16 protein-coding genes are annotated in these 14927 nt (G+C 69.2%); 9 read left to right on the top strand and 7 right to left on the bottom strand.

Annotation, left to right across the window (positions count from 1 at the left end):
* Positions 1-11: 11 nt before the first annotated feature.
* Both SOM10_RS09980 and SOM10_RS09985 read right to left on the bottom strand, forming a co-directional pair.
* Positions 12-1367 (bottom strand): uracil-xanthine permease family protein, encoded by a 1356-nt coding sequence (locus SOM10_RS09980; protein ID WP_295103407.1) that lies wholly within the window; start codon positions 1365-1367, stop codon positions 12-14.
* 224 nt (positions 1368-1591) lie between these two features.
* Positions 1592-2470, bottom strand: a complete 879-nt coding sequence (locus tag SOM10_RS09985; protein ID WP_320489665.1) for a phosphoribosylaminoimidazolesuccinocarboxamide synthase — start codon at positions 2468-2470, stop codon at positions 1592-1594.
* 99 nt (positions 2471-2569) lie between these two features.
* Between SOM10_RS09985 and SOM10_RS09990 the strand changes: the two genes are divergently transcribed.
* From SOM10_RS09990 to SOM10_RS10015, 6 genes are all read left to right on the top strand, one after another.
* Positions 2570-2785 carry a DUF2945 domain-containing protein gene (locus SOM10_RS09990; RefSeq protein WP_072590630.1) on the top strand — a complete coding sequence of 72 codons (216 nt, stop codon included), beginning with the start codon at positions 2570-2572 and terminating at the stop codon, positions 2783-2785.
* Positions 2786-2873: 88 nt separating this feature from the next.
* Positions 2874-3485 carry a PadR family transcriptional regulator gene (locus SOM10_RS09995; RefSeq protein WP_053098603.1) on the top strand — a complete coding sequence of 204 codons (612 nt, stop codon included), beginning with the start codon at positions 2874-2876 and terminating at the stop codon, positions 3483-3485.
* Positions 3482-5059 (top strand): DHA2 family efflux MFS transporter permease subunit, encoded by a 1578-nt coding sequence (locus SOM10_RS10000; RefSeq protein WP_056276494.1) that lies wholly within the window; start codon positions 3482-3484, stop codon positions 5057-5059. Before SOM10_RS09995 ends, SOM10_RS10000 begins: the two co-directional genes overlap by 4 nt.
* Positions 5060-5155: 96 nt before the next feature.
* The gene (locus tag SOM10_RS10005; protein WP_072590632.1) at positions 5156-5686 is read left to right on the top strand and encodes a GNAT family N-acetyltransferase; all 531 of its coding nucleotides are present in this window, start codon (positions 5156-5158) and stop codon (positions 5684-5686) included.
* Between the two features lie 119 nt (positions 5687-5805).
* A complete protein-coding gene (locus SOM10_RS10010; protein ID WP_320489668.1) occupies positions 5806-7284 on the top strand; it encodes an amino acid ABC transporter substrate-binding protein/permease in 1479 nt (492 codons plus the stop codon).
* Positions 7281-8009, top strand: coding sequence for an amino acid ABC transporter ATP-binding protein (locus tag SOM10_RS10015; RefSeq protein ID WP_320489670.1), 729 nt, complete (start codon positions 7281-7283; stop codon positions 8007-8009). The genes SOM10_RS10010 and SOM10_RS10015 overlap by 4 nt, the downstream gene beginning before the upstream one ends.
* A gap of 235 nt (positions 8010-8244) precedes the next feature.
* Here the strand turns inward: SOM10_RS10015 and SOM10_RS10020 are convergent, their stop codons facing one another.
* From SOM10_RS10020 to SOM10_RS10035, 4 genes are all read right to left on the bottom strand, one after another.
* Positions 8245-9570: an MFS transporter gene (locus tag SOM10_RS10020; RefSeq protein WP_320489671.1), complete on the bottom strand. Its 1326-nt coding sequence runs from the start codon at positions 9568-9570 to the stop codon at positions 8245-8247.
* On the bottom strand, positions 9567-10031 hold the full coding sequence (locus SOM10_RS10025) for a helix-turn-helix domain-containing protein (RefSeq protein ID WP_320489672.1): 465 nt from the start codon (positions 10029-10031) through the stop codon (positions 9567-9569). Before SOM10_RS10025 ends, SOM10_RS10020 begins: the two co-directional genes overlap by 4 nt.
* A gap of 98 nt (positions 10032-10129) precedes the next feature.
* Positions 10130-11407 carry a phosphoribosylamine--glycine ligase gene (purD, locus tag SOM10_RS10030; protein WP_187248923.1) on the bottom strand — a complete coding sequence of 426 codons (1278 nt, stop codon included), beginning with the start codon at positions 11405-11407 and terminating at the stop codon, positions 10130-10132.
* A 47-nt stretch (positions 11408-11454) separates the two neighbouring features.
* Positions 11455-12135 (bottom strand): CoA pyrophosphatase, encoded by a 681-nt coding sequence (locus tag SOM10_RS10035; protein WP_320489674.1) that lies wholly within the window; start codon positions 12133-12135, stop codon positions 11455-11457.
* A 197-nt stretch (positions 12136-12332) separates the two neighbouring features.
* Here SOM10_RS10035 and SOM10_RS10040 point away from each other — a divergent pair, with 197 nt between their 5' ends.
* Positions 12333-12704, top strand: coding sequence for a sterol carrier family protein (locus SOM10_RS10040; protein ID WP_320489675.1), 372 nt, complete (start codon positions 12333-12335; stop codon positions 12702-12704).
* Between the two features lie 65 nt (positions 12705-12769).
* Complete coding sequence (locus tag SOM10_RS10045) at positions 12770-13084, top strand: hypothetical protein (RefSeq protein ID WP_053098612.1); 315 nt, start codon at positions 12770-12772, stop codon at positions 13082-13084.
* A gap of 15 nt (positions 13085-13099) precedes the next feature.
* Here SOM10_RS10045 and SOM10_RS10050 read toward each other — a convergent pair whose 3' ends face one another.
* A complete protein-coding gene (locus tag SOM10_RS10050) occupies positions 13100-13732 on the bottom strand; it encodes a hypothetical protein (RefSeq protein ID WP_053098613.1) in 633 nt (210 codons plus the stop codon).
* A 62-nt stretch (positions 13733-13794) separates the two neighbouring features.
* Here SOM10_RS10050 and purM point away from each other — a divergent pair, with 62 nt between their 5' ends.
* Complete coding sequence (gene purM, locus SOM10_RS10055) at positions 13795-14925, top strand: phosphoribosylformylglycinamidine cyclo-ligase (RefSeq protein ID WP_053098614.1); 1131 nt, start codon at positions 13795-13797, stop codon at positions 14923-14925.
* Positions 14926-14927: the final 2 nt, after the last annotated feature.

Below are 14927 nucleotides of genomic sequence, written 5' to 3' on the forward strand. Positions count from 1 at the left end.
GTCGAGCGTGATTACGCGGGGTCTCCACCCAGCGGCCCCACGGCCTCGAGGGGACGAGGGTCGTCGGCGCCGGTCTTGCGGGCGCGGGCGATGAGGTTGCCCACGTGGTAGATCAGCAGAGCCGCGACCGTGCCGAGCACGATGCCGCCGAAGGCGAAGTCGCCGAGCTGCATCGAGAAGCCGGCGACGCCGATCACGAGCGAGACGGCCGCGGTGTACTGGTTGACCGGTCGTGAGAAGTCGACCTTGCTGTCGACCCAGATCTTGATGCCGATGATGCCGATGAGACCGTAGAGCGCGGTGGTCGCACCGCCGAGCACACCGGCGGGGATCGAGTTGAAGACCTCGCCGACCTTCGGGGAGAACGCCAGCAGGATCGCGAAGAGACCGGCGACCCAGTAGACGGCGGTCGAGTAGACGCGGGTCGCGGCCATGACGCCGATGTTCTCGCCGTACGTCGTCGTGCCCGATCCGCCGAAACCACCGGCGATGGTCGTGGCGACACCGTCGGCGATCAGCGCGCGACCGGTGTGCTTGTTGATCGCGGGGTCTTCGGTCATCGTCGCGACGCCGCGCACGTGCCCGACGTTCTCAGCGACGAGCACCAGGACGACCGGCAGGAACATCGCGATGGTCGACCAGGTTCCGGGAGCGACGAAGTCGGGAAGCTGGAACTCGGGCAGACCGACCCAGGGGGCGTCGGCGATGAGCTCCGCCGGCGTCTTGCCTCCGCGCAGCGCGTTGGGGACCTCGAACGAGCCGGTGAAGGCGGCGTAGATGAAGCCGACGGCGACGCCGAGGAAGATCGAGATGCGTCCGAGGAATCCGCGGAACAGCACCGCGAACAGGATGATCGCGACGAGCGTGATGGTCGCGGTCACGGGGTCGATCTGGAAGTTGTTCCACGCGGTGGGGGCGAGGTTGAAGCCGATCAGGGCGACGATCGCGCCGGCGACCACCGGGGGCATCAGAGCGTCGACCCAGCGGAGGCCGGCGAACTGCACGACCAGGCCGACGACCGTGAGCAGGATGCCGACCGCGACCACGCCCGCGAGGGCGGATCCGGTGCCGCCGGCTGCGACCGCGGCGGTGATCGGCGCGATGAACGCGAACGACGAGCCGAGGTAGCTGGGCAGCTGGTTCTTCGTGATCAGCAGGAAGATCAGGGTGCCGAGGCCGCTGAACAGCAGCGTCGTCGAGACCGGGAAGCCGGTCAGCGTCGGCACCAGGAACGTGGCTCCGAACATGGCGACGACGTGCTGGGCACCGATCGCGATCGTGGCCGGCCAGTTCAGGCGCTCTTCGGGCTTGACGACGGCACCGGGTTCGACGGTGCGTCCGTTTCCGTGGGTCTTCCACAGGGGCATGCGGGCTCCTCAGGATCGGGGGGAGTGGGAGTGCTGGAGCAACACTATCGATTCCTGAGTGTTGGCTGGGTGCGCGGGGGACGGAGGGAGCGGCGGGGTCGCCGCGCGCTATGAAGGAGAACTCGCGCAATGAAGGGCCGCATCCGCAGATCGCCCCTTCGCTGGGTGCGATCTCCTTCGCAGCGAGTGGGAAATGGAGTGAGGGACGGGGGCGGTACCGGGCCTCAGGCCCCGAGGCGCTCGATGAGCTCGCGATACCGGGCGGCGGTGCGCTCGACGATGTCGTCGGGCAGCACGGGCGGTTCACCCTGCTTGTCCCAGTTCGCGGCCAGCCAGTCGCGCACGATCTGCTTGTCGAAGCTCGCCATGCGCTCGCTCGGCGTGGTTCCGGTGCGCCAGGCCTCGGCATCCCAGTACCGGGACGAGTCGCTCGTGAGCACCTCGTCGGCCAGGTGCAGGACGCCGTCGGCATCCGTCCCGAACTCGAACTTGGTGTCGGCGAGGATCAGGCCCTTCTCCTCGGCGATCGCGGCGGCCCGTGTGTAGAGCGAGATCGAGACGTCGCGCAGCTCGGACGCGCGATCGGCCCCGACGAGCTCGACGGTCTGCTCGAAGGTGATGTTCTCGTCGTGCTCGCCCATCGGCGCCTTGTAGGCCGGGGTGAACAGCGGTTCGGGCAGGCGGTCGCCGTTCTGCAGGCCGGCGGGCAGCGGGATGCCGCAGACGGTGCCGCTCTCGGTGTACTCGGCCCATCCGGATCCGGTGATGTAGCCGCGCACGACGCATTCGACCGGAAGCATCTCCAGCGACTGCGCGAGCATGGCGCGGTCGGCGACGCTCGCGGGGATCTCACCCTCGGCGAGGTGGTTGGGCACATCGTCGAGCTCGCTGAACCACCAGCGGCTGAGACGCGTGAGCAGCGCGCCCTTCTCGGGGATGCCGGGCGAGAGCACGAAGTCGAACGCGCTCACGCGATCGGACGCGACGACGAGGATGCGGGTGTCGGCGGCGTCGTCCGAGGCGTACAGGTCACGGACCTTGCCCGAGTAGATGTGGCGCCAGCCGGGGATGGTCTGCGCGTTGCTGTCCGAAGGTGTGCTCACCCGCCCATTATCCCGGGTCGACGTCGCCGGTGTCGTGTCAAGCCCTGGTGCGACCTCCGATGCATCGGCGAGGCTCGACGGAAGACGAACGGAGGAGTCATGACGAAGGATCTCTCCACGGGGGACCGGGTGAGCTGGAACACGTCGCAGGGGCGCACGCACGGCACCGTCGAGGAGAAGCGGACGAAGGACTTCCGGTTCGCCGGGCAGAGCTTCACCGCCTCCGACGATGATCCCGCCTACATCGTGAAGTCGGAGAAGAGCGGCGACACCGCGGCGCACAAGGGATCGGCTCTGCGCAAGCTGAGCAGCTGATGCTCGCGGGCGCCGTCTTGTCGATGACGCGTGCCAGGCGTATAGTCCACATGGACTATTTCAAGCGGAACCATCTGGGGAGGGGCCGATGCAGCGATTGACCCCGATGGGCGTCATGGTGCTGGCGCTGCTGCGCGAAGGCGACATGCACCCCTACGAGATGGTGCGCCTGATGCGCGTGCGCCGCGACGAACGGCTGCTCGCCGTCACGAACGGGACGCTCTATCACACGGTCGGCCGACTCCAGCGGGCCGGTCTCATCGACGAGGTGGGCATCGACCGAGAGGGCAACCGCCCCGAGCGCACCACCTACACGCTCACGGATGCCGGTCGGGACGCGCTGATCGCCTGGCTGCGTCGCGAGCTGTCGATCATCGAGCGTCCGGCCGAGTTCCGCATCGCACTCGCCGAGGCTCACAATCTCGAGCGTCCCGACGTCATCGACCGCCTCCGCGAGCGCCGCTCCGCGCTCGCCGAAGGCCACGCGCTGCACCGTGACGGGCTGGTCGGCGCTCGCAGAAGGGGCGCCCCCGAGCAGGTGCTCGTCGAGTTCGAGCGCCAGGAGGTGCTGCTCGACGCCGAGCTGCGCTGGCTCGACTCGCTCCTCGATCGTCTCGAGGCCGAGGAGTTCCCCTGGGGGCCCACGGCTTTCGAGAACACCGACCGCTACCTCGCTCAGCGAAAGGCTGCACAGCAATGACCGATTCCCCTTCGACCGGAGGCCGGCCCACGGCATCCGGGTCATCCGGTCCCTCGACCGGCACCTTCGCCGCCGGGCATCGACCCGCGAGCCCCTGGCCCGCGCTCTGGGCGCTCGTCATCGGCTTCTTCATGATCCTCGTCGACACGACGATCGTCTCGGTCGCGAACCCCGCGATCAAGGCGGCGCTCGACCCGACCACCAACAACCTCGACAACGTCGTGTGGGTCACCAGCGCCTACCTGCTCGCCTACGCGGTGCCGCTGCTGATCACGGGCCGTCTCGGCGATCGGTTCGGCCCGAAGAACATCTACCTCATCGGCCTCGCGATCTTCACGCTCGCCTCGCTCTGGTGCGGGCTGTCGAACTCGCTCGAGATGCTGATCGCCGCTCGCGCCGTGCAGGGGCTCGGCGCCGCCTTCATGACGCCGCAGACCATGGCCGTGATCACCCGCACGTTCCCGCCCGAGCGCCGCGGCGCCGCCATGGGGCTGTGGGGTGCGACGGCCGGCGTCGCGACCCTCGTGGGACCGCTCGTCGGGGGCCTGCTCGTCGATGGCTTCGGCTGGGAGTGGATCTTCTTCGTGAACATCCCCGTCGGGATCGTCGCCTTCGTGCTCGCGTGGAGGCTCGTCCCGAAGCTGCAGACCAGTGCGCACCGGTTCGACATCCTGGGCGTCATCCTCAGCGCGGTGGCGCTGTTCCTCATCGTCTTCGGACTGCAGGAGGGCGAGAAGTTCGATTGGGGCGTGATCTGGGGACCGATCTCGGTGTGGAGCATCATCATCACCGGCCTCGTCGTGCTCGCGCTCTTCATCGTGCAGCAGGCGCGCACGCGCAGCGAGGCCCTGGTGCCTCTCGCGCTGTTCCGCGACCGCAACTTCTCGGGGGCGAACGTCGCGATCGCCGCGGTCGGCTTCACCGTGACGAGCATGTCGCTGCCGATGATGTTCTTCCTGCAGACGGCGCGAGGGCTCACCCCGACGCAGGCCGCGCTGCTGCTGATCCCGATGGCCGTGCTGTCGGGCGTGCTCGCCCCGTTCGCCGGCAAGCTGCTCGACCGCATCGACCCGCGGATCATCCTCATCCCCGGTCTGCTCTGCGTGGTCGTCGCGCTCGTCTGGTATTCGGCCCTGATCAACATGGACACCGAGATCTGGATGTTCCTGCTGCCCTCGGCGCTCATGGGCGTCGGCAACGCCGGAATGTGGGGACCGCTCGCCACCACCGCGACGCGCAAGCTGCCTCCCCGCCAGGCCGGTGCCGGCGCGGGCATCTACAACACGACCCGCACCATCGGATCGGTCATCGGCTCGGCATCCATCGCCGCGTTCATGCAGTCGCGTCTCGAAGCGAACCTGCCGGGTCTCGCCGACGCACCCGCGGGGATCGAAGGCGGAGGATCGCTTCCTCCGCAGGTCGCCGAGGGATTCGCCGCCGGCATGTCGCAGGCGATCCTGCTGCCGGCGTGCGTGATGGTCATCGCTCTCGTGGCGTCGCTCTTCCTCGGTCGCTACGACAAGGCGGATGCCGCGGCATCCGCCCCCGCGGAGGCGCCCGCCCCCGCAGCGTGACCGGTCCGTCGGCGAGCCGGGTCGACTGCGCGATCGTGCAGCGGGCCCGGCTCTCCCGGTTTGCGGCCGTGACCGCGGATGTGATCTCATCGGGCGATGACGATCGAGCTCACGAGGCCCACCACCGACCTGTTCGACTCCTGGGCGGCTGCGGTCGCCGAGTTCGGTGACGGGCACGTCGACGGGTCGGGTCTGCAGGCGCCGGTCACCCCGGATCGGGCGACGCTGGACGCGCTGATCGAGAAGTCGGCGGTTCTCTCCGACACCTCCGCGCAGCTGCCCGAGGATGCCGTGCACAACGATCTGTACTGGATCGTGGATGACGGCGAGGTCGTCGGGTTCCTGTCCTTCCGTCACGAGCTCAACGAATGGCTGCGTGAGGCGGGCGGTCACATCGGCTACTCGGTGCGCGCCTCCCGTCGTCGCCAGGGCTACGCATCGGCCGCGCTGCGGCTCGGACTCGAGCGTGCCCGCGAGATCGGACTCGAGCGCGTGCTGGTCACGTGCGACGACGACAACGTCGGCTCCTACCGAACGATCGAGGGCGCCGGTGGCGTGCTGCAGGACGTCAGCGACCAGTCGGAGCGTGGACACGCCATGCTCCGGCGCTACTGGATCACGCTCTGACGCCGATCCGCGAAGCGCCTCCGGGACAGGGGTGCCGGTCGTCGCCGGTTAGGGTTGATGGTCGACGACCATCCCGGTGGCAGCATCCTGCCGCCCGTCCCCTCTGAGGAGCATCCGTCGTGATCCGAAATCCCACCTCTGCTTCCGCGCGCCTGCGCGCGCTCGGACGCACCGCCGGGGCGATGGCGCTCACGGCGTTCGTCGCCGTCGGAGCCCTGCTCGGCGGAGCCTCCGCCGCGACTGCGGCCGATGACTCCGAGACCTACGTCATCGGCACGGACACCACGTTCGCGCCGTTCGAGTTCACCTCTCCCGACGGTGAGCTCGTCGGCATCGACATGGACCTGCTGCGTGCGATCGCGAAGGACCAGGGCTTCGAGGTCGAGATCCGTCAGCTCGGATTCGACGCCGCCGTGCAGGCCTTGCAGGCGAACCAGGTCGACGCGGTCATGGCCGGGATGTCGATCACCGAGGAGAGACAGGAGACGTTCGACTTCAGCGAGCCGTACTTCACCAGCGGCATCCAGCTCGGAGTGCTCGAGTCGAGCGACATCCAGTCGCTCGACGACCTCGACGGCGAGGCCGTGGCGGTCAAGACCGGCACGCAGGGCCAGACCTTCGCGGAGGAGAACCAGGACGAGTACGGCTTCCGCATCACGCCCTACCAGGACACCACCGACATGGTCGACGCTGTCAAGGCAGGCCAGGCCGTCGGCTACTTCGAGGACTTCCCGGTGCTCGCCTACGGGATCCAGCAGGGGTCGGGCTTCCGCCTGATCGGTGAGCCGGAGCTCGGCGGCGAGTACGGGTTCGCCGTCAACAAGGCGCAGAACCCCGAGCTGATCAAGATGTTCAACGAGGGTCTCGCGAATCTCCAGGCCTCCGGAGAGTACGACGAGATCGTCGACAGCTACCTCGCCGGCGGCGAGGAGACCACGCAGGCGACCGACATCTTCTCCGTCGCCGTGAAGTACTGGCCCGCTCTCATGGAGGGCCTCTGGCTCACGATCCTCGCGACGCTCGTCGCGATCGTGGCCGCATTCATCCTCGGCCTCATCTTCGGCTTCGGCCGCGTCTCAGCCTTCGCGCCGTTCCGCTGGGTGGCCACGGCCTACGTCTACGTCTTCCGCGGCACGCCGATCCTCGTGCAGGCGTTCTTCGTGTTCTTCGCCATCCCGCAGCTCTTCCCCGGGCTCACGTTCAACCCCTTCGTCGCCGGAGCCATCACGCTCTCGCTCAACACGGGCGCGTACATGACGGAGATCATCCGCGGTGGCATCCAGGCCGTCGACCCGGGCCAGGCCGAAGCGTCGCGTTCGCTCGGTCTCGGACACTGGAAGACGATGCAGAAGGTCGTGCTGCCGCAGGCGTTCCGCATCATGGTCCCCTCGTTCGTCAACCAGGGCATCATCACCCTCAAGGACACGTCGCTCATCAGCGTCATCGGCCTCGCAGAGCTGACCTTCGTGTCGCGTCAGATCATCGCCTCGACGTACCTGTCGGCGCAGGTGCTGACGATCGTCGCCATCATCTACTTCGTCGTGATCACGCTTCTGACGCTGCTCGCGAACCGCCTGGAGAGGAAGTTCACCGCATGAGCAAGATCGAGGTCAGAGACCTGCACAAGTCCTTCGGCGACAACCACGTGCTCAAGGGCATCGACCTCACGGTCGAGGACGGCGAAGTCGTCGCGGTCATCGGCCCGTCGGGGTCGGGGAAGTCGACCCTGCTGCGCTGCCTCAACAAGCTCGAGGAGCCCACGTCGGGCCACGTCATCGTCGACGGCGTCGACCTGACCGACAAGAGCGTCAAGCTCGACGAGGTGCGCCAGCGCATCGGCATGGTGTTCCAGCACTTCAACCTGTTCCCGCACATGACGGTGCTCGAGAACATCACTCTCGCTCCCGTCGAGCTCGGCAAGCTCTCGAAGGCCCAGGCGAAGGAGCGCGCTCTGGCTCTGCTCGACCGAGTGGGCCTGGCCGAGAAGGCCGATGCCAAGCCGACATCCCTGTCGGGCGGTCAGAAGCAGCGCGTGGCGATCGCCCGCGCGCTCGCGATGGACCCCGAGATCATGCTGTTCGACGAGGCGACCAGCGCCCTCGACCCCGAGATGGTGGGCGAGGTGCTGCAGGTCATACGCGACCTGGCGTCCGGCGGCATGACGATGGTGCTCGTGACGCACGAGATGGGCTTCGCCCGCGAGGTCTCGGGCCGCACGGTGTTCATGGACGCCGGAGTCGTCGTCGAGGAGGCGCCGCCCGCCGAGCTGTTCGGCGCGCCGAAGAACGAGCGGCTGAAGGACTTCCTCTCGAAGGTCCTCTGAGCTGATCTCCTTCGCGAAGGCCCCCTCCCGGTGTCGGGTGGGGGCCCTCGTCGTGTGCAGCAGCCCGGCGCTCGTCAGACACCCGGGCACAACTTCGGAGACCCGGGCACGACTTCGGAGGCGGGGTCTGGCATGCCGGGATCGAGGGCGGATGCTTCGGCCCGCCGTGCGAGGCATCCGAAGCTATGCCCGCGGGGCAGGTGGATGACGGGGATGGGGTGGGGAGGGGCGAGAGTCAGTCGGAGGTGACCTGGGACTGCACCGGAGCCGGATGCCGACGGATCGTCGCGCTGACGAGAGCCGCGACCGCGCAGAGGCCGGCGGCGGCGAACCACGCCACCGTGTACTGGCCGGTGTGGTCGCGCACCAGCCCGGCGAGCACCGAGGCGATTCCCGCGCCGATCTGGTGCGACGCGAACACCCAGCCGAACACGAGCGGCCCGCGGTCGCCGAAGACCTCGCGGCAGAGCGCGATGGTGGGTGGCACGGTGGCGACCCAGTCGAGGCCGTAGATCACGATGAAGACGACGATGCTCGGCTGCACCTCGGCCGACAGCAGGCTCGGCAGGAACAGCAGGCTCACGCCGCGCAGCGCGTAGTACGCGGCGAGCAGGATGCGCGGATTCACCCGGTCGGTCAGCCAGCCGGAGAACACGGTGCCGGCGATGTCGAAGATCCCCACGACGGCGAGCAGGCCTGCGGCAGTGGTGGTCGGCATCCCGTGGTCGTGCGCGCTGGGGATGAAATGCGTGCCGATCAGTCCGTTCGTCGTCGCGCCGCAGATCGCGAAGCCGATCGCCAGTGCCCAGAAGGTCTTGGTGCGCGCGGCGTCGCGCAGCGTCGTGAGGGCGAGGCGGGCGGCGCCCCACGCGTTGCCCTTCGGCCGCGCGGCCACGGTGACGGGGCCGGTGTCGCCGTAGCGGGTGACGCCGAGGTCGCTCGGTCGGTTGCGCACGAAGATCCAGACCAGGGGGACGACCGCGAGAGCACCGCCGGCGATGATGAGAGATGCTCCGCGCCATCCGATGTCCTCGGCCGCCGCGGCGATCACGGGCAGGAAGATGAGCTGTCCGGTCGCGCTGCCCGCGGTGAGCACACCCGAGACCAGCCCGCGTCTGGTTGCGAACCAGGTGTCGGTGATCGTCGCAGCGAAGACCAGCGCCATGGACCCGGTGCCGAGCCCGATCAGCACACCCCACGTGAGTATGAGCTGCGCCGGGGTGGCCACGAAGACGCTCAGCGCGGCGCCGGCGCCGATCACGAACAGAGCGGTCACGGTCACCGCGCGGATGCCGAAGCGCTGCATCAGCGCGGCGGCGAAGGGAGCGGTGAGGCCGAACAGCAGCAGGTTGACCGTGACGGCGAGGGAGAGCTCTGCGGTGGTCCAGCCGAACTCGTCCTGCAGGGGCAGCATCAGCACCCCGGGCGCGGCGCGGAATCCGGCGGCTCCGATCAGTGCGATCAGAGCCACGAGTGCGACGATCCAGGCGGGATGGATGCGGCGCTGCCGGAGTGCGGGTGTCGGGGTGCCGGTCGGCTCCTCGACCGAGTCTTCGGTCACGCTGCGTCGCCCGACGTCAGGGCGAACGGCTCGCCGCCCATGCTGCGGCGGGTCCATCGCGTGCTGTCGGCGTCGAGTGGGGCGGCGCAGGTCGCGCACCAGTCGGCGGATGTCATCGCCTCGCCGCAGCGACCGCAGCTGACGGTCAGGCCCCAGGACCCGTCAGGATCGGTCGTGCTCGTGAAGCGCGCGTAGGCGTGCAGGATCGGGAGGGTCTCGCGTCCGGCATCCGTGAGCCGATAGCCGGGGTCACCGTGTGCGACGAGACCCGCCTCGCCCATCGAGGCGAGGCGCCGGGCGAGCACGGAGTCGGCGGCGCCGGTCGCATCGCGCAGCTCGTCGAAGCGCGAGCGGCCGGAGAAGAGCTCCCGCAGGATCAGGAGGACCCACGGGTCGGCGAGCACATCGGCGGAGCGGGCGATCGGGCAGGTGGCTGTCGACCAGTCGGAGCGGAGCGGCATCCGCCAACTTTCTTGAAGAAAGCTGGTGGTGTCAACAGTTCTCGGCCGAGTTGGCGGAGTACCTGCGCGAATCGGCAGGAAAGCGACGACGGGTCGGACTACTCCGCGACGCGGGCAGCGATGTCCGTGCGGAAGTGCGAGCCCTCGAGGGTGATGAGACCGATGGCCTCGTATGCCCGGTCACGCGCGGTGCGGAAGTCCGATCCCACGGCGACGACGTTGAGCACGCGGCCGCCGGTGGCGATCAGCGACCCGCCGGGTGCGTCGGGGCTCGCGGTCGCCGCGTGCACGAGACGCACGCCCTCGACCGCCGCCGCATCGGAGAGGCCCTCGATCGGACGGCCGGTCTGCGGAGCCTCGGGGTAGCCCTCGCTCGCGAGCACCACGGTGATTGCGACGTCGTCGCTGAACACGGGCTCGGGCTGATCCTCGAGTGTGCCCGATGCCGCGGCGAGCAGCAGCTCCGACAGCGGGGTCACGAGACGCGGCAGCACGATCTGGGTCTCGGGGTCGCCGAAGCGGGCGTTGAACTCGATGACGCGCACGCCTGCGGGAGTAAGGATGAGGCCGGCGTACAGCAGGCCGATGAACGGCGTGCCCTCTTCGTCGAGCTGACGGATCACGGGCAGGGCGACGTCGCGGGTGACCTCCTCGACGAAGGCCTGCTCGCTGCCGAACTGGTCGGCGAGCCAGGGCAGCGGCGAGTAGGCGCCCATGCCGCCGGTGTTGGGGCCTTCGTCGCCGTCGAGCGCGCGCTTGAAGTCCTGGGCCGGGCTGAGCGCTCGGACGGTGTCGCCGTCGCTCAGGAAGAACAGCGAGACCTCGGGGCCCGAGAGGAACTCCTCGATCAGCACGGGACCGGACGGCAGGTAGTGCTCGGCATGAGCGAGAGCCTCGGCACGATCGGATGTCACGATGACACCCTTGCCGGCAGCGAGGCCGTCGGCCTTCACGACGTGCGGGGCGCCGAGGTCGTCGAACGCGGCCTCGACCTCTGCGGTGGTGGTGGCGCGCACTGCGCGACCGGTGGGGACACCGGCGGCATCCATGATGCGCTTCGCGAACGACTTGGACCCCTCGAGCTGGGCCGCGGCCTTGCCCGGGCCGAACACGGGAATTCCGTGGGCCCGGAGGACATCGGCGACTCCGGCGACCAGAGGAGCCTCGGGGCCGACGACCACGAGATCGACCGCATGCTCGTTGGCGAAGGAGGTCACCGCGGCGCCGTCGAGCATGTCGAGGGTGACGGGGGTCGCGTCCTGGGCGATGCCGGCGTTGCCGGGGGCGACGAAGATCTCGTGCTCCGCGGTCTCTGCTCGCAGAGCGAGGATGATCGCGTGCTCACGGGCACCGGAACCGAGGACGAGAATCTTCACCCGTCCAGACTACCGAGGCGGGGGCGCGGGTTTCGGCGGGTTCCCGGTCAGACGTCGATCGCCCGCTCGATCGACGGGTCCCACGGCAGAGTCCACCCGGCTGCATCGAACAGCGCATCGAGAACCATCGCCGTGAAGCCCCACACGATCGTGCCGTCGATGTCGAACGCGGGCCCCTTCCACGTGCGTCCCATGCGGTGGATGGTCGACGTGTGCCGATTGGCGGGGTCGAGCAGCTGCGCCACGGGAACGCGGAAGACCTCGACCGTCTCGGCGTGATCGACGGCGGCGACGCGCGACGGAGTGCGCCACCACCCGAGCACGGGGGTGACGACGTGGTTGCTGGCGGCGAGAGGAAGCTCGGGCAGGGTCGCGAGGACCTCGACGCCGTCCGGGTCGAGTCCGGTCTCCTCCTCGGCTTCGCGCAGGGCGGTGGCGACGGCATCCGCATCCGTGTCCTCGGCCCGGCCGCCCGGGAAGGACACCTGGCCGGGATGCGACGAGAGGGTCGCGGCCCGACGCTGCAGCAGTACATCGAGGTCGGCGGCGACAGTCGCCTCGTCGGTCCCGGCCGCGATACTGTCCAACCGCCCGAACAGCACGAGCACCGATGCCGGATGCGCACCGTCACCGACCGCCGGGAACGGCTTCGCCCACGCATCACCGCGCCGCGTCGCCGCGATCAGCTCGGCTCGCGCGCCACGCAGGGTATCGGGATTCTGGCTCATCGCCTCGAGCCTATTCCTGTGCGCGCGGGCGCCGGGCGACTATCGGTCTGATCCAGGTCGCCGGCGAAGGAGATCTCCGCGTGCGAAGGAGGGATTCGGGTGATCTGTCCTTCGGAGGCGCAGATCTCCGTCCAAGGCGCCCGCGCCTACGAGGCACCCCCGCCTGCGCCGCACAAGCCTCGGCGTACCCTTTCTCCATGCCCTCCAGGAAGATCGACATCATCGACGGACGCGCCGCGCTCGACGAGGTCAGGCGCGCGGATGCCGCAGGTGAGAAGCCGCAACGCGCTCCCCTCGCGACCGCCGTGCGCTACCTGCTGCAGCTGCTCGACGAGAAGGCCCCGGGCAACAGCGTCGAGGTGCGGGTGCCCCCGTTCGGCGCCGTGCAGGTGATCCAGGGCCCCCGTCACACCCGCGGCACCCCTCCGAATGTCGTCGAGATGGACCCGGCGACCTGGATCGCGGTCGCGACGGGCACGGAGCACTGGGCGGATGCGGCGGGCTCGGGGCGCGTGAGCGCTTCCGGAACCCGCGCAGATCTCTCGGACGTCCTGCCGCTGCGCCCCTGACCCGTCGCACGGCTGAGTGCGCAGGAGGGGGAGCGACCCGCAGCCAACGGTGGGACAATGGATGCATGTCCTCCCACGATTCCTCCCAGACGGTCGAGGCGACCGTCCGCCGCGTGCCGCGCTTCGGCGTGTTCATGGGCATCGGCGTCGTGCTCGGCATCATCGCCGCCGGCATCCTGACGATGATGGGCAGCTACGAGCCGTCCGAAGCGGTCAACGTCGTCTACCCGCCAGGACAGGTGTTCGGATTCCTGCTGCTGTGGACGGTGCCGATCGGCTTCGCCCTCGCGAGCGTCGTCGCGCTGATCCTCGAACGCGTCGCGCGTCGCCACGACCACGTCGTCAGGGTCGAGCACGAGACGATCATCGCGAACGACTGATCACGCCCCGGGGTGTCACGCCAGTTCGGCGATGATGGGCCGGATCGCCGCGTCGAATGAGACCACGTCGCGGCGCAGGCCGTCGGTCACCGCGACGGTGAGCGCGCCGATCCACCAGATCCCCCGCTGCGAGAACGGCAGCACCTGCACGTTGAGTTCGAACGAGTGCGCACGGCGACCGATCTCGCGCTCGAACTCGGCGATCGCGCTGGCATAGGCGCGATACGACTCGCCCCCGATCGTCCCGCCGCCCGACCGGTTGGCGATCGAGCTGTGGATCGACGACACGTAGCGATCGTGTGCGACGCGGGCGTAGTGCATCGCCGATGCGGCATGCGGCGCGATCGCCTCGGCGAGCTGTTCGGCACCGGTCGCCGGCAGCGCCACCAGCGTGTCGAACCCGTCGACGAGCTCGAGCGGCACGCCGGACGGATGCGCTCGGGGCTCGACGGTCATGTCCCAGTAGTCGCGCCACTGCTTCTCGAGCTCGGGCGTCACCTCGGCGGCATCCGGTGCCCGGACGGGCAGATCGCGCAGGCTCGGAAGATCTTCCGGTGCGCGGATGCCGAGCGATTGCCGCAGCGCGAGCGCGACGAGCACCGGAACGCTCGCGTCCTCGCGGATCAACCACTGCGGCTTGTCGGCCATGGCCCCATCGTAGGAGATGGAGGGAGGGGAGAGGAGGTCTCCGCGGGCGGTAGGCTGGAGGTGTGGCTGCCTCCCCCACCAATCCCTATTCCGAAGCCGGCGTCGATACCGCTGCAGGCGATCTCGCCGTCGAGCTGATGAAGTCCTCCGTGCGCGCGACGCACGGCCCTGAAGTGCTCGGCGGTGTCGGCGGATTCGCCGGACTGTTCGACGCGAGTGCGCTGCGCGACTTCCGTCGTCCGCTGCTCGCCACGAGCACAGACGGCGTCGGCACGAAGGTCGCCATCGCGCAGGCCATCGACAAGCACGACACGATCGGCCAGGACCTGGTCGGCATGGTCGTCGACGACATCGTCGTGGTGGGCGCCAAGCCGCTCTTCATGACCGACTACATCGCGTGCGGCAAGGTCTTCCCGCAGCGCATCGCCGACATCGTGCGCGGCATCGCCGAGGCGTGCACCGCGACGGGCACCGCGCTCATCGGCGGCGAGACCGCCGAGCACCCCGGTCTCCTCGGCCCGCGCGACTACGACGTCGCAGGAGCCGCGACCGGAGTCGTCGAGGCCGACGGCATCCTCGGGGCCGACCGCGTGCAGGACGGCGACGTCGTCATCGCCGTCGAGTCCAGCGGACTGCACTCCAACGGCTATTCGCTCGTGCGCCACATCGTCACGAACGCGGGCATCGGCTACGGCGACAACGCCGCCGACTTCGGCAAGACGTGGGGCGAGGCGCTGCTCGAGCCGACTCGTCTCTACACGCTCCCGCTGCTGCGCCTCATCGAGCAGCTCGGCGGCGGCACAGGCTCGGGCGGGGTCCACTCGCTCAGCCACGTCACCGGCGGCGGCATCGCGGCGAACCTCGCGCGCGTGCTCCCGCAGGGCAGCTGGGCCGAGGTCGACCGCAGCACCTGGTCGCCGAGCCCGGTCTTCCGCGTGCTCAGCGACATCGCCGGGTCCACGCTGGAGTCCGCCGAGGGCACCTGGAACCTCGGAATCGGGTTCCTCGCGATCGTCGCAGCCGACAAGAAGGATGCCGCGATCGCAGCGCTCGCGGCCGACGGCATGCCCGCGTGGCAGGTCGGAACCGTGGGCTTCGGCGCGCGGCCGGCAGGAGAGTTCGAACAGGGCGCCAAGGGCGTCGACGGTGGAGCGGTGCGCCTGATCGGCGCCTACGCGGACGGAGCGAAGTAAGA

Source organism: Microbacterium sp. CFBP9023 (genome assembly GCF_034045055.1).
Classification (GTDB): Bacteria; Actinomycetota; Actinomycetes; order Actinomycetales; family Microbacteriaceae; genus Microbacterium.